Raw genomic sequence first — 15,267 nt, 5'->3', positions numbered from 1 at the left:
AGACAGCGCTTTCGAGCTGGTCACCGGGTCGGTCCTGGACGCGCCCCTGGTGGCCGACGTGATCGCCGAGTGCGACACCGTGTTCCACCTCGCCGCGGCGGTGGGCGTCCACACCATTGTGGACAAGCCGCTGCAATCGCTGCGCACCAACCTCCACGGCACCGAGATCGTGGTCGAGGCGGCCGCCGCCCGAGGCGCCCGGTTCCTCGTCGCCTCCACCAGCGAGGTCTACGGCAAGAACGACGCCGCCGGCCTGGCGGAGGACGCCGACCGCATCCTCGGCTCGCCGCTGAAGAGCCGCTGGTCCTACGCCGCCGCCAAAGGGCTGGACGAGCTGGTCGCCTACGTGCACGGCCGCCAGACCGGGCTGCCGTGCGTGATCACCCGGTTCTTCAACATCGTGGGGCCGCGCCAGACCGGCCGCTACGGGATGGTGGTGCCGCGCTTCGTGGCGCAGGCCCTGGCCGGAGAGCCCATCACCGTCCACGGGGACGGGACGCAGAGACGCTGCTTCGGCTCGGTCGCCGACGTCGTCCCGGCCATGGTCCGGCTGCTGGACACCCCGGCCGCCCACAACAGGGCCGTCAACCTGGGCGGGCCGGAGGAGGTGTCGATCACGGGACTGGCCGAGCGCGTGATCGCCCTGACCGGCTCCCCCAGCCCGATCCGCTACGTCTCCTACGCCGACGCCTACGGCGAGGGCTACGAGGACATGCAGCGCCGGATGCCCGACACCGCGCTGGCCCGCGAGCTGATCGGCTACGAGCCGCGGCACGGGCTCGACGACATCATCGCCTCCGTCGTCGAACACCAGCGGGCGGCGTCGGCCGGGCCGCGCGTGGCACTGGCCTGAGCGCCGGCGAGCGGGGAGGGCGCCGCCCGGCCCGCCTCTGCCGCGCGCCCCGCTCACGTCAGCAGCGCGCCCACCGCCACGGCGGCGGCGAGCCCGGCAGTGCCCAGGCTGAGCAGGACCAGCGCCCAGGGCCGGGCCACCGGGGCCACGGGGCGGCCCCGGTCGTCACCGTGGCGGCCGTGCCCCGTGGCCCGCCAGCGCCGGCGCAGGTGCGCCATCACGATGCCGGCCACGCCCACCAGCGCCAGGACGGCCGCCAGCCGGTACATCGGGTCGGGCGCGGTCGGCACCGCCCAGGGGCCGAGGGGGTCGCGCAGGTACAGCAGGCCGACCGCGGTGACCCCGATGAGCGTCCGCTGCCAGGCGAGCAGGGTACGTTCGGGTTGCAGCCCGGGGTCGGGGCGCGCGCTCATGGCCAGTAGTTCCCGAGCAGGACCGCCGCGCACACGACGGCCACGCCCACGGTGGTGACCACGGGCAGCGCGCTCACGGGCAGCGGCAGGCCGTGGCGCATGGCCCGCTGCACCCGCAGCCAGCGCAGCGGGGCGTAGACGGTGATGACGGCGGCCAGCGCCGTCAGGGCCAGCCCCACGGTCAGCCGCACGCCGGGCCGCCAGTCCAGGGGGATCAGGTGCAGGACCGCGACGGCGCCGGCGATCAGGGCGAGGGCGGTTCGGATCCAGGCCAGGAAGGTGCGCTCATTGGCCAGCGTGAAGCGGTAGTCGGGCTCGCTGCCGCCGCCTGCGCCGCCATCGTCATCGGGCGGGCGCCCCTCCCCCGAAGCCATCGCCGTCCCCTTCCGACCGAGCGGCCGGTGTCCGCTCTCTACCGACACTAAGCACGATCGCCTTTTCCTCCCAAGTCGATATGAAGTGGGTGTTTTGTCGGGAATCATCGGCCCGGTCACGGGCAGATCGGTGCGTGCGGAACAAATCAGCGGGCATGACCGCTCTACCATTCAGCACGTCACCGATCAGCGACCCAGGAGATCTCCGTGGCCACCATCGAGCTCACCAAGGACAACTTCAACGAAACCCTGGCCGAGAACGACTTCGTCCTGATCGACTTCTGGGCTTCATGGTGCGGCCCGTGCCGGACGTTCGCCCCGGTGTTCGAGGGCGCGTCGGAGGAGCACGGGGACCTCACCTTCGCCAAGGTCGACACCGAAAGCGAGCAGGAGCTGGCCGCGAGCTTCGACATCCGGTCGATCCCCACGCTCATGGTCGTGCGGGACAAGACCGTGATCTACGCCCAGCCGGGCGCGCTCCCCAAGGAGGGGCTGGAGGACCTGATCCGCCAGGCCCGCGAGCTGGACATGGACGAAGTCCGCAAGGAGATCGAGAAGCAGCAGGCCGAGGAGCCCGGCGCCGAAGGGTGACCGCGGCGGCCCACAGGGCCTGAAGAGGGGGGCGCGCCGCGGGCGCGCCCCCCTTTGTCGTTCCGCCCGACGGGGCGCCGCCCGGGACCTCCTCCGGGCGGCTCAGTTGTGCGAGCCGCCGTCCACCCGGACCTCGACCCCCGTGAGGTAGCCGGCGTCGGCCGAGCCGGCGAACGCGATGGCGGCGGCGATCTGCTCGGCCTCGCCGAACCCCACCAGCGGCATGATCCGCCCATAGAAGGACGCGTCGACCCCGTCGGGGAAGCGCACGGAGCGCACCAGCGGGGTGTCGACCCCGCCGGGCGAGATCGCCACCACGCGCACCCCGTGCCGGGCCACCTCGGCGGCCAGGCTCAGCGTGAACGCCAGGACCGCGCCCTTGGAGGCTGCGTAGGCGGTCATCCACGGGTGGGCGTGGGTCGCGGCCGTGGAGGCGGTCGTGACCACCGCGCCCCTGCTCTCGATCAGGTGCGGCATGGCCTCGCGGCAGAAGAGCATCGTGCCCAGCGCGTTGACGTCCAGCTGGCGGCGCCAGGCCTCCGCGGTCAGCTCGGCCAGCGGCACGACACGGTGGAAGCCGGCGACCGTGGCCACCAGGTCGATGCGGCCGAACCGGGCCGCGGCCTCGGCGACCGCCGAGCGCACCGCGTCCTCGTCGCTGACATCGGCCACGGCGGAGCGCGCCTCGGGCCCGCCGGGGCCGTTGCGCTCCCGGAGCAGGTCCGTGGTCTGCGCGAGCCCGTCCTCGGCCCGGTCCACGAGGAACAGCCGCGCCCCCTCGGCCGACAGGCGCAGAGCGGTCGCCCGGCCGATGCCCGATGCCGCCCCGGTGAGCACGGCGACGCGCCCCTCGTAGCGGCGGCCAAGCGGGCCGGTGGCGGGTGTGGCGGGCTCATCGGGGGCGGGGTTCTCGGGCACGTCCATCCGCGGCTCCCATGGTGGTCGCGCCGACATCTGTGGTCCGTTGTGCGCATTATCAAGCATGCGTTCGGTCGGCACCAGGGGGTGCGCGGCCCCAAGGGGAGACGGCCGTTCCCGCGGCGGGACCCCTCACCCGCCCCCGGTGCCGCGCACCAGGTAGACGATGTCGGGCTCGCCCCGCCGCACGGGGATCTCCACCGTGCCGACCGCCCCGAACCGCCGCTCCAGCAGCGCGGCGAACGCGGGCGCGCGCATGGCGCTCCAGAAGGCGATCACCCCGCCTGGGCGCAGGATCCCGTCGAGGAGGTCCAGGGCGGCGGGCTCGTAGAGCCGCCGGTTGCCCTCGACCACGGTCCAGTCGGGCCCGTTGTCGGTGTCCAGGCAGACCGCGTCGAACCGGGGACCGCCCGGCGCCGCGGCACCGGCCAGCCAGCCCGCGAGGTCGGCGCAGACCGGCTCGTAGCGGGAATCGGCGGCCAGGTCGCCGGCGGCCTCGGCGAGCGGACCGCCGCGGTGCCAGTCGATGACGAGCTGCTCCAGCTCGATGACCCGCACGTGGTCCACGCGCGGGTCATCGAGGGCCGCACGCGCGGAGAACCCGACGCCCAGCCCGCCGATCAGCACCCGCACCCCGTTCCGCTCCGCGGGCAGGGCGGCCAGCGACGCGCGCACCATCTCCCGCTCCGACGTGCCGTCGCGGGTGTCCATGAGGAACACGCCGTTGGAGATGATCTCGTAGGCGTCGCCGGCCCTGCGCAGCACCAGCTCCCCGCCCGTCGCGCCGAGCGCGCGGTCGACGACCACGGGCGCGGGCGGGACGGGGGTCATGGGGCCTCCGGCGGTCGGTTCCTCAGATGCGGCAGGCGTAGATGTCGGTCACCAGGATGGCACGCGCTCCGACGTTCCAGAGATCGTCCATGATCCGCTGCGCCGACGCGCGCGGCACCATCGCGCGCACGGCCACCCAGCCCTCGCGGCGCAGCGGGGAGACGGTCGGCCCCTCCATGCCCGGCGTGAGCGCCACCGCCGCTTCGAGGGTGTCGGAGTGGACGTCGTAGTCCATCATCACGTAGTCGCGCGCGACCAGGACGCCGCGCAGGCGGCGCAGCAGCCGCTCCACCTGCGGGTCGTCCTCGAAGCCCTTGCGGCGGATGACCACGGCCTCGGAGGTGAGGATGGGGTCGCCGAACAGCTCCAGCCCGGCGTTGCGCAGAGTGGTGCCGGTCGAGACGACATCGGCGACGGCGTCGGCGACACCGAGCTGGATGGAGCTCTCGACGGCGCCGTCGAGGTGGATGACGCGCGCGTCGATGCCGCGCTCGCGCAGGTAGCCCTCCAGCAGCCCCTCGAAGGAGGTCGCGATGCGCTTGCCCTGGAGGTCGTCGAGCTTCATGCTCGACCCGCCGCGCGCGGCGAAGCGGAAGGTGGAGCCGCCGAACCCCAGCGGCAGCACCTCCTCGACCGGCGCTCCGGAGTCGAGGAGCATGTCGCGGCCGGTGATGCCGGCGTGCAGGATGCCCTCGCCGACGTAGACGGCGATGTCCTTGGGGCGCAGGAAGAAGAACTCGGTCGCGTTCTCGGGGTCGACGAGGACGAGGTCGCGGGAGTCCTTGCGCTGGCGGTAGCCGGCCTCGCGCAGCATGGCGCTCGCGGGTTCGGCGAGCTGGCCCTTGTTGGGCACGGCGATACGGAGCTGGTCGGGCATGGGAGTGTCCCCCTGGTGGTCTGCAAGCGGTCTGTGCGGTCGGTGGCGCGGCCGATCTCGGGTCGGGCGGCCCGGATCGACCTACAGATGCTTGTAGACGTCCTCCAGGCGCAGTCCGCGCGCCAGCATGAGGACCTGGAGGTGGTAGAGGAGCTGGGAGATCTCCTCGGCCGCGGCGGCGTCGGACTCGTACTCGGCGGCCATCCACACCTCGGCGGCCTCTTCGACGACCTTCTTGCCGATGGAATGCACGCCGGCGTCGAGGGCAGCGACCGTCCCCGAGCCCTCGGGGCGGGAGCGCGCCTTCTCGGACAGCTCGGCGAACAGCTCTTCGAAGGTCTTCATGATCACTTTCCTCGGGAAGCGTGCCCTCCTAGGGTAGGCGCACATCGGTCCCGGTCGGGACCCGGCCGGTGAACACACGGAGGTCGGCGGGGGTGCGCCGCCCGCCGTCGCGCCCGCCACGGGGTCAGGAGAAGCGGCGCGCGACCGCCTTGAACAGGCTCCTGGGAAGGGTGCGGAGCAGGCCCTCGGCGGCCTTGTACTGGGCGCTCGGCACGACGATGGTGCGCCCCGCGGCCCAGGCGCGCAGCGATTCGCGCACCACCTGGTCCTTGGGGATGAACGCGAAGTCGGGCACCCCGCCCTCCTGGGCGCCGCGGGACATGTCGGTGCGCACGTAGCCGGGGAGCACCACGGTCACGTGCACCCCGTGGGGGGCGACCTCCACGGCCACGCTCTCGCTCCACAGCGTGACGAACGCCTTGCTCGCCGCGTAGACCGACCCGCCGGGGTTCACGGTGAAGCGGCCGACGACCGACGAGACGTTGATGACCCCCAGCGGGCCCTTGAGCCCGCGCTCGCGCCGCGCGATCTGCACCGGGAGCACCGCGTGCGCCAGCCGCACCACCGCGCGGACGTTGACGTCGAGCAGCGCGTCGATGCCGTCGGGGTCCTGCCGCGTGAAGGGCCCTCCGTCGCCGCGCCCGGCGTTGTTGACGAGGAGGTCGACGGGCGGCTCGTCGTCACCGTCGGCGCGCAGGCGCTCCTCGACGCGTTCCAGATCGGCGGGCTCGGATAGGTCGGCCGGCAGCACGCTCACGGGGACGCCGTGGTTCTGGCGCAGCTCGAGGCCGAGGTCGTCGATGAGCTCGGTGCGGCGGGCGACCAGCACGAGGCCGAACCCGAGTTCGGCCAGCCTGCGGGCGTATTCGGCACCTATCCCGCTCGACGCCCCGGTCACCAGTGCCGTCCGTGTGTGTCGCGAACCGCTCATGGTGTGGGATGCTACCGGCCGGTCAGCTCAGGGCCCAGGGTCCAACGGGACGACACGCGCACGGGCGCCGACGGCGCACCAGGCGCGATCTTCGCGGGCGAAGTGACCCACCTAACCGGCAGCTTACGCCGAAAACAGCTACCTTTCCTAGCATGGCAGCGACACAGAGCCCTTCCGATCCCGCAGGCCTGGACACGCGAATGCGCGACGTCGCGCTGTTCGTCCGCCAGGCCTTCCGTACGTTCCGCGCCACCGGCGCGGTTGCCCCCAGCGGCCCCGCCCTGGCACACTCGCTGGCCAGATTCATCGATGAGCGCGAGGACCCCGACGCGCCCCTCGCGATCATGGAGGCCGGCGCCGGCACCGGCCCGGTGTCGCGCGCGATCGCCGAGCACATGCGCGACGGCGACACCGTCGACCTCGTGGAGTCCAACCCCGACTTCGCCGACTACCTGCGCGGCCTGCTCGTCAGCGACCCCCACCTGTCCGCGCTGGGCGACCGCGCACGGGTCCACCAGTGCCTGGTCAACGACCTCGGCCCGGACAAGCGCTACGACGTCATCATCTCGGGGCTGCCCTTCGCGAACTTCACGGCGGGTGAGGTGCGCGAGATCCTCGAGTACTACTTCAGCGTCCTGCGTCCCGGGGGGCACCTGTCGTTCTTCGGCTACCTCTACACCAAGCAGGTGAAGGCCGTCATCGCCCCGCGCGCCGACTACCTCCGCCAGGCCCAGTCGAGCTGGGTGGTGGAGGAGTGGGTCAACCGCTACGGGATCGGCACCGAGCGCATCCTGCCGAACCTCCCGCCGGCGTGGATCCACCACCTGCGCAAGCCGCTGGACTCCTGACCCCCGCCCGTCCTCCGGCCGCGACCGCCGAAGGGTCGCCACGGCCCCGCATGCCCTGTGCAGCGGGGCCGTTGTCATGGGGCCCGGGCATGGTCGTCAATAAAAGTTGACAGACACGACGGAGTCAATTTAGATTGACGACTGTCGGGTCAACAAAAGTTGACGATGTCAGAGTGGTCAGAACGACCCCTTGGAGGAGGATCCCCATGTTCGAGCGATTCAGCGAAGACGCCCGCCGGGCCGTCGTCAACGCCCAGACGGAGGCGCGCGAAGCGGGACACCGGGTCATCGGCACCGAGCACCTGCTGCTGGGCCTGTACGCCGAGCCGGGCGGCTCCGGCGCCCGGTCACTGCGCGAGCACGGGCTGGCCGCACCGGCGCTGCGGGAAGCGGTCGGCCGCACGTCCGTTCTCTCCGCCGCCCCCGCGCGCCGGCGCGCCCGCATCAGCGCGCACATCCCGTTCAGCAGGCCGGCCAAGAAGGCGCTGCGGCTGTCCCTGCGCGCGGCACGCACCGCCGATCAGCGGACGATCCACAGTGGGCACGTGCTGCTGGGGATCCTGGCGACCCCCGGCGCCGGGGCGTCCCGCATCCTCGCCGACGCCGGAGTGGACATCGGTGCCCTCCGCACCACAACCCGCGACCTGCTGGAACCCTGACGCCGAACCCTTCGGGCGAGACGAGCGCGACACCAGGAGAAGACGCGAACGAATACACCCATTTTTCGCGAACCCACTGTCTCCTTTGGTGACTTTCCACCGGGTCCGACCGGATTCCGAATCGGTGGACTGATCCTGCTCCAGGACACGTTTTCGTTCGATGATCGGTCACGGGGGCGACGATCCGCCCCCGTGACCGGGCCGGATCCGATAGCGGACCGACGGGGCCGGCCACGCCGCGGTGCCGGGCTGCGTTTCTGGGTCACGCTCACCTCCTCGCTCCGTTCCAACGGCCCCGCAAGTCGGGCCTGCGGCCAGGGGTGGCGCCGCCTCCACTCACTCGTCGGCTCGCCGTGACGGTGTTTCTGGGTCACGCTCACCTCCTCGCTCCGTTCCAACGGCCCCGCAAGTCGGGCCTGCGGCCAGGGGCGGCGCCGCCTCCACTCACTCGTCGGCTCGCCGTGACGCGGCTCACCCCGGCGTGTAGCCGGTTTCGCGGGAGGCCGCTCCGTCGAGGATCGCGCGCGTCCATTCCGCCAGCGCCGGGTCATGCGGGCCGGCCAGGACCGCGTCGTGGAGCTTGCGCCACACCCCGGCCCGGCTCCAGCGGAGGAACCAGCGGTGTGCCGTGGGTATCGCCACCCCGAAGTACGGCGGCAGCATCTGCCACGCGGACCCGCTGGTCACCACGTAGACGACGGCGGTCAGCACGGCGCGCCGGTCGGCCGTCGACCGCCCGCCGCCCTGCGGGCGCCGCGCCGGACCGGGCAGCAGCGGATCCGCGAGGTCCCAGAGCTCATCGGGGACCAGCCTGCGCGCGAGACCGTCCATGACGGCGATCATCCCAGCCCGTCGAATACCCGCCAAACGAGACATCCGCTCATGTGCACACCCCCGCTGACCTGGGCTACCTTCTGCTCGCTCCGGGGCCGACCGCGGCCCCGGAAAGCCCGAACGGCAATGGAGGACACACATGTTCCTGGTGACCGGAGCGACCGGAACCGTCGGCCGCATCGTCATCGACCGCCTCGTCGAGGCCGGCCGTCCCGTGCGGGCGCTGACCCGCAACCCGGGCACGGCCGGGCTCCCCGCCCCCGTGGACGTCGTCGCCGGCGACCTCACCCGCCCCCATGAACTCTCCGGTGCCCTCGACGGCATCGAGGGCGTCCACTACCTGCCCGCGATGGCCGACGCCGACCAGGCGGTCGCCCACGCCGAGGTGTTCCTCGACCTCGCCGTGAAGGCGGGGGTGCACCGGATCTCGGTCCTGAGCACCGGCGCCGTCACCGTCCGGCGTCCGGGCAGCCACGAACTCCTCCGGGAGCTGGAGCAGGTGGTGGAGGCGTCAGGACTCGACTGGACCCACGTGCGCCCCGGTGAGTTCATGGTCAACAAGCTGGACCTCTGGGGCGCGTCGATCCGCGCCGAGGGCGTGGTCCGCAACGCCTTCCCGGCGGGCACCGGCGTGCCGGTCCACGAGGCCGACATCGCCGAGGTCGCGGTCGCCGCGCTGCTGGAGGACGGCCACGCCGGGCGGGCCTACACCCTGACCGGCCCCCAGCGCCTCACCCACCGGGAGCAGGCCGCCGCCGTCGCCGAGGGCCTCGGGCGCCCGCTGCGCTTCGAGGCCCAGACCTACGGCCAGGCCCGCGCCGCCTGCATCGCCGCGGGGTTCCCGGCGGACATCGCCGAATACGTGCTGGGCTACCAGGCCGAATACGCCGAGGAGCCGCCGGCGGTCTCGCCGGCCACCGAGCAAGTACTCGGCAGGCCCGGACGCACGCTCGCCCAGTGGGCGGCGGACCACGCGGCGGACCTCACCTGAGCGGGCGGCCACCGATGCGGAGACGACGGCGGAAGCACAGGACGAGCGGAGGGACGGCATGACGATTCTGGTGACCGGCGCGAGCGGCAATGTCGGGCGGCACGTGGTCCGCGGGCTGGTGGGGGCGGGGCAGCGCGTCCGGGCGATGACCCACAGCCGCGGGGCCGAGGCACTACCGCGCGGCGTCGAGGCGGTGCGCGCGGACTTCGCGGACCCGGCGACGTTCGGCGCGGCGCTGGAGGGGGTCGAGCGGGTCTACCTGTTCTCGGGCGCAACGGCCGCGTTCGTCGACCGCGCCCGTTCAGCCGGCGTCGGCCGGTTCGTGGTGCACTCGGCCATCGCGGCCGGGTTCCCGGACGACGACGACCCGGATGACACCGGTCTGAGTCCGCTGCGGAGGCACCTCGCTCTGAAGCGCGAGGAGCACCGCGCCGTCGAACGCCTGGCCGAGGCGTCTGGGGCCGAGTGGACCCACGTGCGGATGGGGCTGCTGGCGGTGGGCGCCCTGGGCTGGGCGGCCCCGATCCGCGCGGGTGAACCGGTGCGCGGCCCCTACGCCGGCGCGGGGGAGCCGCTCGTCCACGAGGCCGACGTCGCCGAGGTGGCGGTCGCCGCCCTGCTGACCGACGACCACATCGGCGCCGCCCACGCCCTCACCGGCCCCGCCAAGGTCACCCAGGCCGAGCAGGTCGACGCGATCGGCCGGGCCACCGGCCGCGCGGCGACCTACGAGGAGATCCCCCCGGACCAGGCCCGGAAGGAGTGGTATGACCCCGCCAACGGCATGGACCACGAGGTGATCGACTGGATCCTGGACCTCCAGGCCGCATCGTCCAACGGCCCCGGCGTCATCGCCCCGACCACCACCTACGAGCAGCTCACCGGCCGCCCACCCCGCACCTTCACCCAGTGGGCGCTGGACCACACGAACGATTTCCGCTGAGGCCGGCCCCTGGGCTTCCGCACCTCGGTCGACGGGGAGCCCAGGGGCGTCGGCGATCGGGACCGAACACCATGTGGTGATGACCCCCATCTCGTTTCTTCGCTACGAAGAAAGGGATGGGGAATGAGCCTGACTTGGATCGACGTCGACCCCGAGCTCCTGTCCGATGCCATGCACCTCTCGGGGGCCAGGTCGCAAGAGGAGGCCGTGAACACGGCCTTGCGGGAATACGTGGCGCGGCACCGGCGCATCGCCGCTCTGGAACCCTTCGCCGACCCCGCATCGGGGTCGGGGGAGGGGATCGGCGATAAGCATGCAGTCTGCATGCCATCCTCGTTCCATGAGCGAGACGACGATCGTCCAGGTGCGCGACGTGCCCGCCGAGGCGGTGGAAACCCTCAAGGCACGGGCCTCGCGCAAGGGGCAGTCCCTGACCGCCTACCTGCGTGAGTTGATCCTGGAGGAGGCGTCCCTCCCAGAACTCGAAGAGGTCATGGATCAACTCGCCGAAGACGAGCCGATCGACTACACCGCGGAGGATCTGCGGGAATTCATGGCCGATCGTCGCCGATGAGCCACGTCGTCGACTGCTCGATCGTCGTCCGGTTGCCGGCAGCCCGCCGCGACGACGGTCTGCTCCGCCGCCGGCTCATGCGCCGGGTACACGCACCCGCTCTGCTCGATGCCGAGGTGTCCCGAGTCAGTGCCGGAAGTGGACGAATAGGCGACCGAAGTTCTTGCTGTCCTTCTCCACTCGGTGGTAGCGGGACTTGACGTCTTTGCGGTCGAGGTAACGCAGGACGCGCTTCTTGAGTTGGCCGGAGCCCTTGCCGGGGATGATCTCGACCGTGGCGGCCTTGGTGCGGACGGCCTCGTCGATGATGTCGCGCAGGGCGCGGTCGATGTCGGTGCCGCGGTTGTAGATGTCGTGCAGGTCGAGCTTGAGTTTCACGCGGATCCCTTCTCGGCGATGAAGATCGCGGTGCCGGGGAGGTAGCGTCCGCGGACCGGGCCCCAGCCTCCCCATACCTCGTCGTTGCCCTCGGCCCACTCGGGTTCCACGAGGTCGCGCAGGAGGAGCCCGGACGACGCCAGTGCGCGGACCCAGTCGCCCATCGTGTGGTGGTGCTCGACGTAGACCGCCCGGCCCTGGTCGTCCTCCTCGACGTAGGCGCGGCGGTCGAAGTAGGAGCCGGTGGCGGTCAGCCCCTCGGGGTCGTCGGGGAAGCCCCAGCGGATGGGGTGGACGACCGAGAACACCAGCCGCCCGCCCGGCCGCAGCACCCGCGCGCATTCCGCGAGCACCGCCGCGGCGTCGGGGACGAACGGCAGTGCGCCGAACGCCGAGCAGACGATGTCGAACGCCCCTCCCGCGAACGGCAGCCGCTGGGCGTCGGCCTGGACCGTGGGGACGCGCTGCCCGGTCTGCTCGTCGATGCGGCGGGCGTGCTGCAACTGGCGGTAGGACAGGTCGAACCCGACCACCTCGCGCACGCCCTGGGTCCGCAGCCAGCGGGAGCACTGGGCGGCCCCGCACCCGACCTCCAGCACGCGGGCGGCGCGGACCCGTTCAGGCGGGCCGAGGAGGCGGGCATCGGCCTCGACGAGCCCTTCGGGGCACCACATGAACCCGGTGTCCTGGAGGAACCCGCCGTGTTCGGCCTGGTAGTCGTCGGCCGAGCCCTCCCACCAGATACGGCTGGCGCGGGCGCTCTCGGCGGGGCCGGCGGGCCGCCGGGCGACCCGTGCGATGTCGGAGGGGGCCGGGGCGTCGCTGTGCATGGGGCCATCCTGGCACTCCGCGGTGGCCCCCCGCTCGGGGCCCGGGGCCATCCGCCGCAGGCCGGGTACAGTGGCCGCACTTGTCCGGGGGCGCCGCACCCTGCTGCGGCACGCGATGCGGCTCGACGGGGGGCACGACGCATGACGACGAGCACACTGGCCGGCCGCGACGGGCGGCGCTACCCCCTTGACGAGCCGCGCTGGCGCGGCGACGACGGATCGCCCCTGATGGTGTCGCCACAGCCGGGTCTGACCCGCGCGGACGTCGACTCGTCGGTGCGCTCGCAGTGGCGCTACGCGGCGGCGCTGCCCATCCGGCCCGCCCCGGTCTCTCTGGGCGAAGGGTGCACCCCGCTGCTCGATGTGCGCCTCTCGGGCGTGCCGCTCGCGGTGAAGCCGGAGTGGTTCAACCCGACCGCCAGCTTCAAGGACCGCGGCACCTCGGTCATGGTGTCGGTCCTCGCCCACCAGGGCATCGGGGCGATCTTGGAGGACAGCAGCGGCAACGGCGGCGCTTCGGTGGCCGCCTACGCCGCCGCGGCGGGGATCCGCGCGACGATCCTCGCCCCCGAATCGACGTCGGCGGCGAAGACCTTGCAGAGCCGCGTGCACGGCGCCGAGGTCGAACTGGTTCCCGGCCCGCGCCAGGCGACGGCCGACGAGGCGGTCCGCCGCTCGTCGGGCGTGTTCTACGCGAGCCACAACTGGCACCCGTTCTTCCTCCAGGGGACCAAGCTGATCGCCTACGAGATCTGGGAGGACCTGGGCTTCCGGGCGCCCGATGCGGTGCTGCTGCCGCTGGGCGCGGGCAGCCTGGTCCTCGGCTGCGCGATCGGGTTCGCCGAGCTGCTGCGCTCCGGCGCCATCGAGCGGCCACCCCGCCTGCTGGCCGTCCAGCCCGAGAACTGTGCCCCGCTCGCCCGCGCGTTCGCGGCGGGCGCCCCCGCCGTGTCCCCAGCGGAGTGGACGCCGACCGCCGCCGAGGGCACCTCGATCGCCCGCCCGGTGCGCGACCGGGAGGTTCTCGACGCCGTGCGGTCCTGCGGCGGCGAGATCGCGGCGGTCCCGGAGGACGCGATCGCGCCCGCTGTGCGGGAGCTCGCCGCCCAGGGCCTCTTCGCGGAGCCCACGAGCGCCCTCGTGGCCGCGGCCGTGCCCGGGTTCGCCGCACGGGGCGCGATCTCGGCATCGGACACGGTCGTCGCCGTCCTCAGCGGGTCGGGCCTCAAGGTGCCGCAGACCCTGTCCCGGATCCTGGGAGAGCCCATGTGACGCCCGCCGCCCACCGCTTCCGCGCCCCGTTCGCCGGGGGATGGCCGAAACCAGGGGGAACACGGGCCGGAAGTTGACCGTCCCGCCTTGTGCCGGTGCTCCCGTTGTGGGTAACCGGGCCGCATCGATGTCCGGACATCTTCGGATGTGGGACGTGCGGGGAGGACGACATGCAGATCCACACGAACGGTCAGCGGCACGCCGTGCCCTGGAAACGGGGAGCCCTTGCGCTGGCGCTGACGGTGCCGGCCGCGGTCGCCGTGGCCGCCGCACCCGCGCAGGCGGTACCGGCGCCGGAGGGCGGTGTGCCGACGGGGACGCGCCCCTGCCTGGCGCGGGACTTCAAGATCATCGAGAACAGCCGCGAAGGCGCGGCCGGCACCACCCACATCGAGTTCGCGCTCATCCGGATCGCCGGCGGCCCGGACGACCCGGACAACCCGACGCACCAGCCGTGCCTGCTCAAGCGCGAGCACAAGGTGCAGTGGGTGAACGACGACGAGGAGCCCGTGGGGGCCGAAGCGACCTACGAGGGCGATCCGGGCGACCCGTTCCTCATCCCGGTCGAGGGCTCGGCCCGGCTGAACCTGGCCCAGCCCAATGCGGGGAACTACGACCCCGAGGTCTGCGAGCCCACCGATGTCCGCGGGATCCAGGTGTGGTTCGCGGACGGCGCCACCGTCGCGCCCACGGGCGGCCAGGACACCGTCTGCGCCAACCCCGAGGTCGCGATCCCGCGCTACTCCGTCGCGGAGTCGCCGGACTGACACCGGCCGGCCGGCCGGCGCGGACCGGCCCACGACGCGCCACCGGCCCAGATGCGGCCGCACCGCGCCTGCGGGGTGCCGCGCTCAGACGCGGGCTTCGGGGCGCGGGCCGCTGCTATCAGGGGCGGAGCCGCCCCCGTCCGCCGGCCCGTCCGCCGGGCCGCCCGGCGGCGGGGCGCCTTCCCCGGGCCCGCCGCCGTCCGCGGGTGCGGCGCCGGACCGGGCATCGGCGACCTCGCGGCGCATCAGGAAGACCCAGCCACAGACGCCGATGACCGTGAACACCCACCACTGCACCGCGTAGGACAGGTTCATGCCCATGTTGGTCTCGGGGGGCGCGACCTCCTCGGGAGCCGGGTCGGAGGCGGGCTCCTGGTCGGTCAGCTCGACGAACCCGCCGTAGACCGGGTAGGGCAGCCCCTCGGCGATCCGGTCGACCTCGATGATCATGATCTGGCCCTCGGGCAGGCCGCCGCGTTCGCGGATGCCGGTGTTCTCGGGGGTCTCGCTGAACTGGATGCGCCCGGTGACCGTCACCTCGCCGTCCGGCGCAGCGGGGACGTCGGGCTCCGACGTGGCCGTGGCCGGCTGCGGCACCCAGCCCCGGTTGACCAGCGCGGCCGTGCCGTCGGCGCCGACCAGCGGGGTGAGGACGTAGAGCCCCACGCCCCGGGACCCGTCGCGGTTGCGGACCAGGAGCTCGTGCTCGGTGTCGTAGCGGCCGGTGAGGGTGACCGGCCGCCAGCGGTCGGCGCGTCCGACGTCGGAGCCGACGGCGCTCAGCTCCTCGAGGGGGACCGGGTCGGCGCTGATGTTGGCCGTTTGCAGGTCGGCCGCCGCCGACTTGTCCTCCCAGCGCCCGAGCTGCCAGAACCCGAGCCAGGTGAATGAGGGCACGATCAGCAGCACCAGCGCGTGGAACGCCAGCATGCGCGAGGACAGCAGGACCCGGAACACACCCTTGAGGCTATGAGATCCCCGCCGGAGACCGACATCGCCCCCGGTATCCGGCCCCGCGCGCGCCCGCGCCGGCCCCGG

The 15,267-nt window shown here is 72.9% G+C and carries 21 protein-coding genes; 10 read left to right on the top strand and 11 right to left on the bottom strand.

The genetic code is table 11. The features are described from left to right. Positions 1-853, top strand: an 853-nt coding sequence (locus tag ACFOVU_RS20300) for an NAD-dependent epimerase/dehydratase family protein (RefSeq protein ID WP_378536002.1), incomplete at its 5' end; no start/stop codon positions are given. A 53-nt stretch (positions 854-906) separates the two neighbouring features. Here the strand turns inward: ACFOVU_RS20300 and ACFOVU_RS20295 are convergent. After that, complete coding sequence (locus ACFOVU_RS20295; RefSeq protein ID WP_378536000.1) at positions 907-1,266, bottom strand: DUF202 domain-containing protein; 360 nt, start codon at positions 1,264-1,266, stop codon at positions 907-909. After that, positions 1,263-1,640, bottom strand: coding sequence for a YidH family protein (locus tag ACFOVU_RS20290; RefSeq protein ID WP_378535998.1), 378 nt, complete (start codon positions 1,638-1,640; stop codon positions 1,263-1,265). The genes ACFOVU_RS20295 and ACFOVU_RS20290 overlap by 4 nt, the downstream gene beginning before the upstream one ends. Before the next feature lie 207 nt (positions 1,641-1,847). Between ACFOVU_RS20290 and trxA the strand changes: the two genes are divergently transcribed. Continuing rightward, positions 1,848-2,231, top strand: a complete 384-nt coding sequence (gene trxA, locus ACFOVU_RS20285; RefSeq protein ID WP_378535996.1) for a thioredoxin — start codon at positions 1,848-1,850, stop codon at positions 2,229-2,231. 102 nt (positions 2,232-2,333) lie between these two features. Here trxA and ACFOVU_RS20280 read toward each other — a convergent pair whose 3' ends face one another. The 5 genes from ACFOVU_RS20280 to ACFOVU_RS20260 all read right to left on the bottom strand — a co-directional run bounded on the left by ACFOVU_RS20280 (position 2,334) and on the right by ACFOVU_RS20260 (position 6,133). Beyond that, complete coding sequence (locus tag ACFOVU_RS20280; RefSeq protein WP_378535993.1) at positions 2,334-3,155, bottom strand: SDR family NAD(P)-dependent oxidoreductase; 822 nt, start codon at positions 3,153-3,155, stop codon at positions 2,334-2,336. Between the two features lie 126 nt (positions 3,156-3,281). Next, positions 3,282-3,980: a spermidine synthase gene (locus ACFOVU_RS20275; protein ID WP_378535991.1), complete on the bottom strand. Its 699-nt coding sequence runs from the start codon at positions 3,978-3,980 to the stop codon at positions 3,282-3,284. Between the two features lie 22 nt (positions 3,981-4,002). After that, entirely contained in the window at positions 4,003-4,857 is an 855-nt protein-coding gene (hisG, locus tag ACFOVU_RS20270) for an ATP phosphoribosyltransferase (protein ID WP_378535990.1), read from the bottom strand. Positions 4,858-4,938: 81 nt separating this feature from the next. Then, a complete protein-coding gene (locus ACFOVU_RS20265) occupies positions 4,939-5,202 on the bottom strand; it encodes a phosphoribosyl-ATP diphosphatase (RefSeq protein WP_449289739.1) in 264 nt (87 codons plus the stop codon). A 124-nt stretch (positions 5,203-5,326) separates the two neighbouring features. Next, complete coding sequence (locus ACFOVU_RS20260) at positions 5,327-6,133, bottom strand: SDR family NAD(P)-dependent oxidoreductase (protein ID WP_378535986.1); 807 nt, start codon at positions 6,131-6,133, stop codon at positions 5,327-5,329. 152 nt (positions 6,134-6,285) lie between these two features. On the opposite strand from ACFOVU_RS20260, the gene ACFOVU_RS20255 reads away from it, so the two are divergent. Together ACFOVU_RS20255 and ACFOVU_RS20250 are read left to right on the top strand one after the other, a co-directional pair. After that, positions 6,286-6,981: a class I SAM-dependent methyltransferase gene (locus ACFOVU_RS20255; RefSeq protein WP_378535984.1), complete on the top strand. Its 696-nt coding sequence runs from the start codon at positions 6,286-6,288 to the stop codon at positions 6,979-6,981. Between the two features lie 206 nt (positions 6,982-7,187). Beyond that, positions 7,188-7,640 (top strand): Clp protease N-terminal domain-containing protein, encoded by a 453-nt coding sequence (locus ACFOVU_RS20250; protein WP_378535982.1) that lies wholly within the window; start codon positions 7,188-7,190, stop codon positions 7,638-7,640. 471 nt (positions 7,641-8,111) lie between these two features. Here the strand turns inward: ACFOVU_RS20250 and ACFOVU_RS20245 are convergent, their stop codons facing one another. Continuing rightward, the gene (locus tag ACFOVU_RS20245; RefSeq protein WP_378535980.1) at positions 8,112-8,471 is read right to left on the bottom strand and encodes a transposase; all 360 of its coding nucleotides are present in this window, start codon (positions 8,469-8,471) and stop codon (positions 8,112-8,114) included. A gap of 142 nt (positions 8,472-8,613) precedes the next feature. On the opposite strand from ACFOVU_RS20245, the gene ACFOVU_RS20240 reads away from it, so the two are divergent. The 4 genes from ACFOVU_RS20240 (at position 8,614) to ACFOVU_RS20225 (ending at position 10,982) form a co-directional block, all read left to right on the top strand. After that, on the top strand, positions 8,614-9,465 hold the full coding sequence (locus ACFOVU_RS20240; RefSeq protein WP_378535978.1) for an NAD(P)H-binding protein: 852 nt from the start codon (positions 8,614-8,616) through the stop codon (positions 9,463-9,465). A gap of 58 nt (positions 9,466-9,523) precedes the next feature. After that, on the top strand, positions 9,524-10,408 hold the full coding sequence (locus tag ACFOVU_RS20235; RefSeq protein ID WP_378535976.1) for an NAD(P)H-binding protein: 885 nt from the start codon (positions 9,524-9,526) through the stop codon (positions 10,406-10,408). A 123-nt stretch (positions 10,409-10,531) separates the two neighbouring features. After that, positions 10,532-10,858: a type II toxin-antitoxin system VapB family antitoxin gene (locus tag ACFOVU_RS20230; RefSeq protein WP_378535974.1), complete on the top strand. Its 327-nt coding sequence runs from the start codon at positions 10,532-10,534 to the stop codon at positions 10,856-10,858. Further along, positions 10,749-10,982 carry a FitA-like ribbon-helix-helix domain-containing protein gene (locus ACFOVU_RS20225; protein ID WP_378535972.1) on the top strand — a complete coding sequence of 78 codons (234 nt, stop codon included), beginning with the start codon at positions 10,749-10,751 and terminating at the stop codon, positions 10,980-10,982. The genes ACFOVU_RS20230 and ACFOVU_RS20225 overlap by 110 nt, the downstream gene beginning before the upstream one ends. 126 nt (positions 10,983-11,108) lie before the next feature. Here ACFOVU_RS20225 and ACFOVU_RS20220 read toward each other — a convergent pair whose 3' ends face one another. Then, positions 11,109-11,360 (bottom strand): Smr/MutS family protein, encoded by a 252-nt coding sequence (locus ACFOVU_RS20220; protein ID WP_378535970.1) that lies wholly within the window; start codon positions 11,358-11,360, stop codon positions 11,109-11,111. After that, positions 11,357-12,190, bottom strand: coding sequence for a class I SAM-dependent methyltransferase (locus tag ACFOVU_RS20215; RefSeq protein WP_378535968.1), 834 nt, complete (start codon positions 12,188-12,190; stop codon positions 11,357-11,359). Before ACFOVU_RS20215 ends, ACFOVU_RS20220 begins: the two co-directional genes overlap by 4 nt. Before the next feature lie 141 nt (positions 12,191-12,331). On the opposite strand from ACFOVU_RS20215, the gene ACFOVU_RS20210 reads away from it, so the two are divergent. Together ACFOVU_RS20210 and ACFOVU_RS20205 are read left to right on the top strand one after the other, a co-directional pair. Beyond that, a complete protein-coding gene (locus ACFOVU_RS20210; protein WP_378535966.1) occupies positions 12,332-13,462 on the top strand; it encodes a threonine synthase in 1,131 nt (376 codons plus the stop codon). Between the two features lie 170 nt (positions 13,463-13,632). Beyond that, complete coding sequence (locus ACFOVU_RS20205; RefSeq protein ID WP_378535964.1) at positions 13,633-14,229, top strand: DUF4232 domain-containing protein; 597 nt, start codon at positions 13,633-13,635, stop codon at positions 14,227-14,229. 84 nt (positions 14,230-14,313) lie between these two features. On the opposite strand, the gene ACFOVU_RS20200 is transcribed toward ACFOVU_RS20205, so the two are convergent. Further along, entirely contained in the window at positions 14,314-15,186 is an 873-nt protein-coding gene (locus ACFOVU_RS20200) for an SURF1 family cytochrome oxidase biogenesis protein (protein ID WP_378535962.1), read from the bottom strand. Positions 15,187-15,267 lie beyond the last annotated feature (81 nt).

This window comes from Nocardiopsis sediminis (assembly GCF_042650565.1).
Taxonomy (GTDB): Bacteria; Actinomycetota; Actinomycetes; order Streptosporangiales; family Streptosporangiaceae; genus Nocardiopsis_B; species Nocardiopsis_B sediminis.
This window is presented reverse-complemented; position numbering and strand designations above follow the sequence as displayed.

Coding starts and splice junctions, on each gene's coding strand:
- ACFOVU_RS20295 (WP_378536000.1), bottom strand. CDS start 1,266: ATGAGCGCGCGCCCCGACCCCGGGCTGCAACCCGAACGTACCCTGCTC.
- ACFOVU_RS20290 (WP_378535998.1), bottom strand. CDS start 1,640: ATGGCTTCGGGGGAGGGGCGCCCGCCCGATGACGATGGCGGCGCAGGC.
- ACFOVU_RS20280 (WP_378535993.1), bottom strand. CDS start 3,155: ATGGACGTGCCCGAGAACCCCGCCCCCGATGAGCCCGCCACACCCGCC.
- ACFOVU_RS20275 (WP_378535991.1), bottom strand. CDS start 3,980: ATGACCCCCGTCCCGCCCGCGCCCGTGGTCGTCGACCGCGCGCTCGGC.
- hisG (WP_378535990.1), bottom strand. CDS start 4,857: ATGCCCGACCAGCTCCGTATCGCCGTGCCCAACAAGGGCCAGCTCGCC.
- ACFOVU_RS20265 (WP_449289739.1), bottom strand. CDS start 5,202: ATGAAGACCTTCGAAGAGCTGTTCGCCGAGCTGTCCGAGAAGGCGCGC.
- ACFOVU_RS20260 (WP_378535986.1), bottom strand. CDS start 6,133: ATGAGCGGTTCGCGACACACACGGACGGCACTGGTGACCGGGGCGTCG.
- ACFOVU_RS20255 (WP_378535984.1), top strand. CDS start 6,286: ATGGCAGCGACACAGAGCCCTTCCGATCCCGCAGGCCTGGACACGCGA.
- ACFOVU_RS20250 (WP_378535982.1), top strand. CDS start 7,188: ATGTTCGAGCGATTCAGCGAAGACGCCCGCCGGGCCGTCGTCAACGCC.
- ACFOVU_RS20245 (WP_378535980.1), bottom strand. CDS start 8,471: ATGGACGGTCTCGCGCGCAGGCTGGTCCCCGATGAGCTCTGGGACCTC.
- ACFOVU_RS20240 (WP_378535978.1), top strand. CDS start 8,614: ATGTTCCTGGTGACCGGAGCGACCGGAACCGTCGGCCGCATCGTCATC.
- ACFOVU_RS20235 (WP_378535976.1), top strand. CDS start 9,524: ATGACGATTCTGGTGACCGGCGCGAGCGGCAATGTCGGGCGGCACGTG.
- ACFOVU_RS20230 (WP_378535974.1), top strand. CDS start 10,532: ATGAGCCTGACTTGGATCGACGTCGACCCCGAGCTCCTGTCCGATGCC.
- ACFOVU_RS20225 (WP_378535972.1), top strand. CDS start 10,749: ATGAGCGAGACGACGATCGTCCAGGTGCGCGACGTGCCCGCCGAGGCG.
- ACFOVU_RS20215 (WP_378535968.1), bottom strand. CDS start 12,190: ATGCACAGCGACGCCCCGGCCCCCTCCGACATCGCACGGGTCGCCCGG.
- ACFOVU_RS20210 (WP_378535966.1), top strand. CDS start 12,332: ATGACGACGAGCACACTGGCCGGCCGCGACGGGCGGCGCTACCCCCTT.
- ACFOVU_RS20205 (WP_378535964.1), top strand. CDS start 13,633: ATGCAGATCCACACGAACGGTCAGCGGCACGCCGTGCCCTGGAAACGG.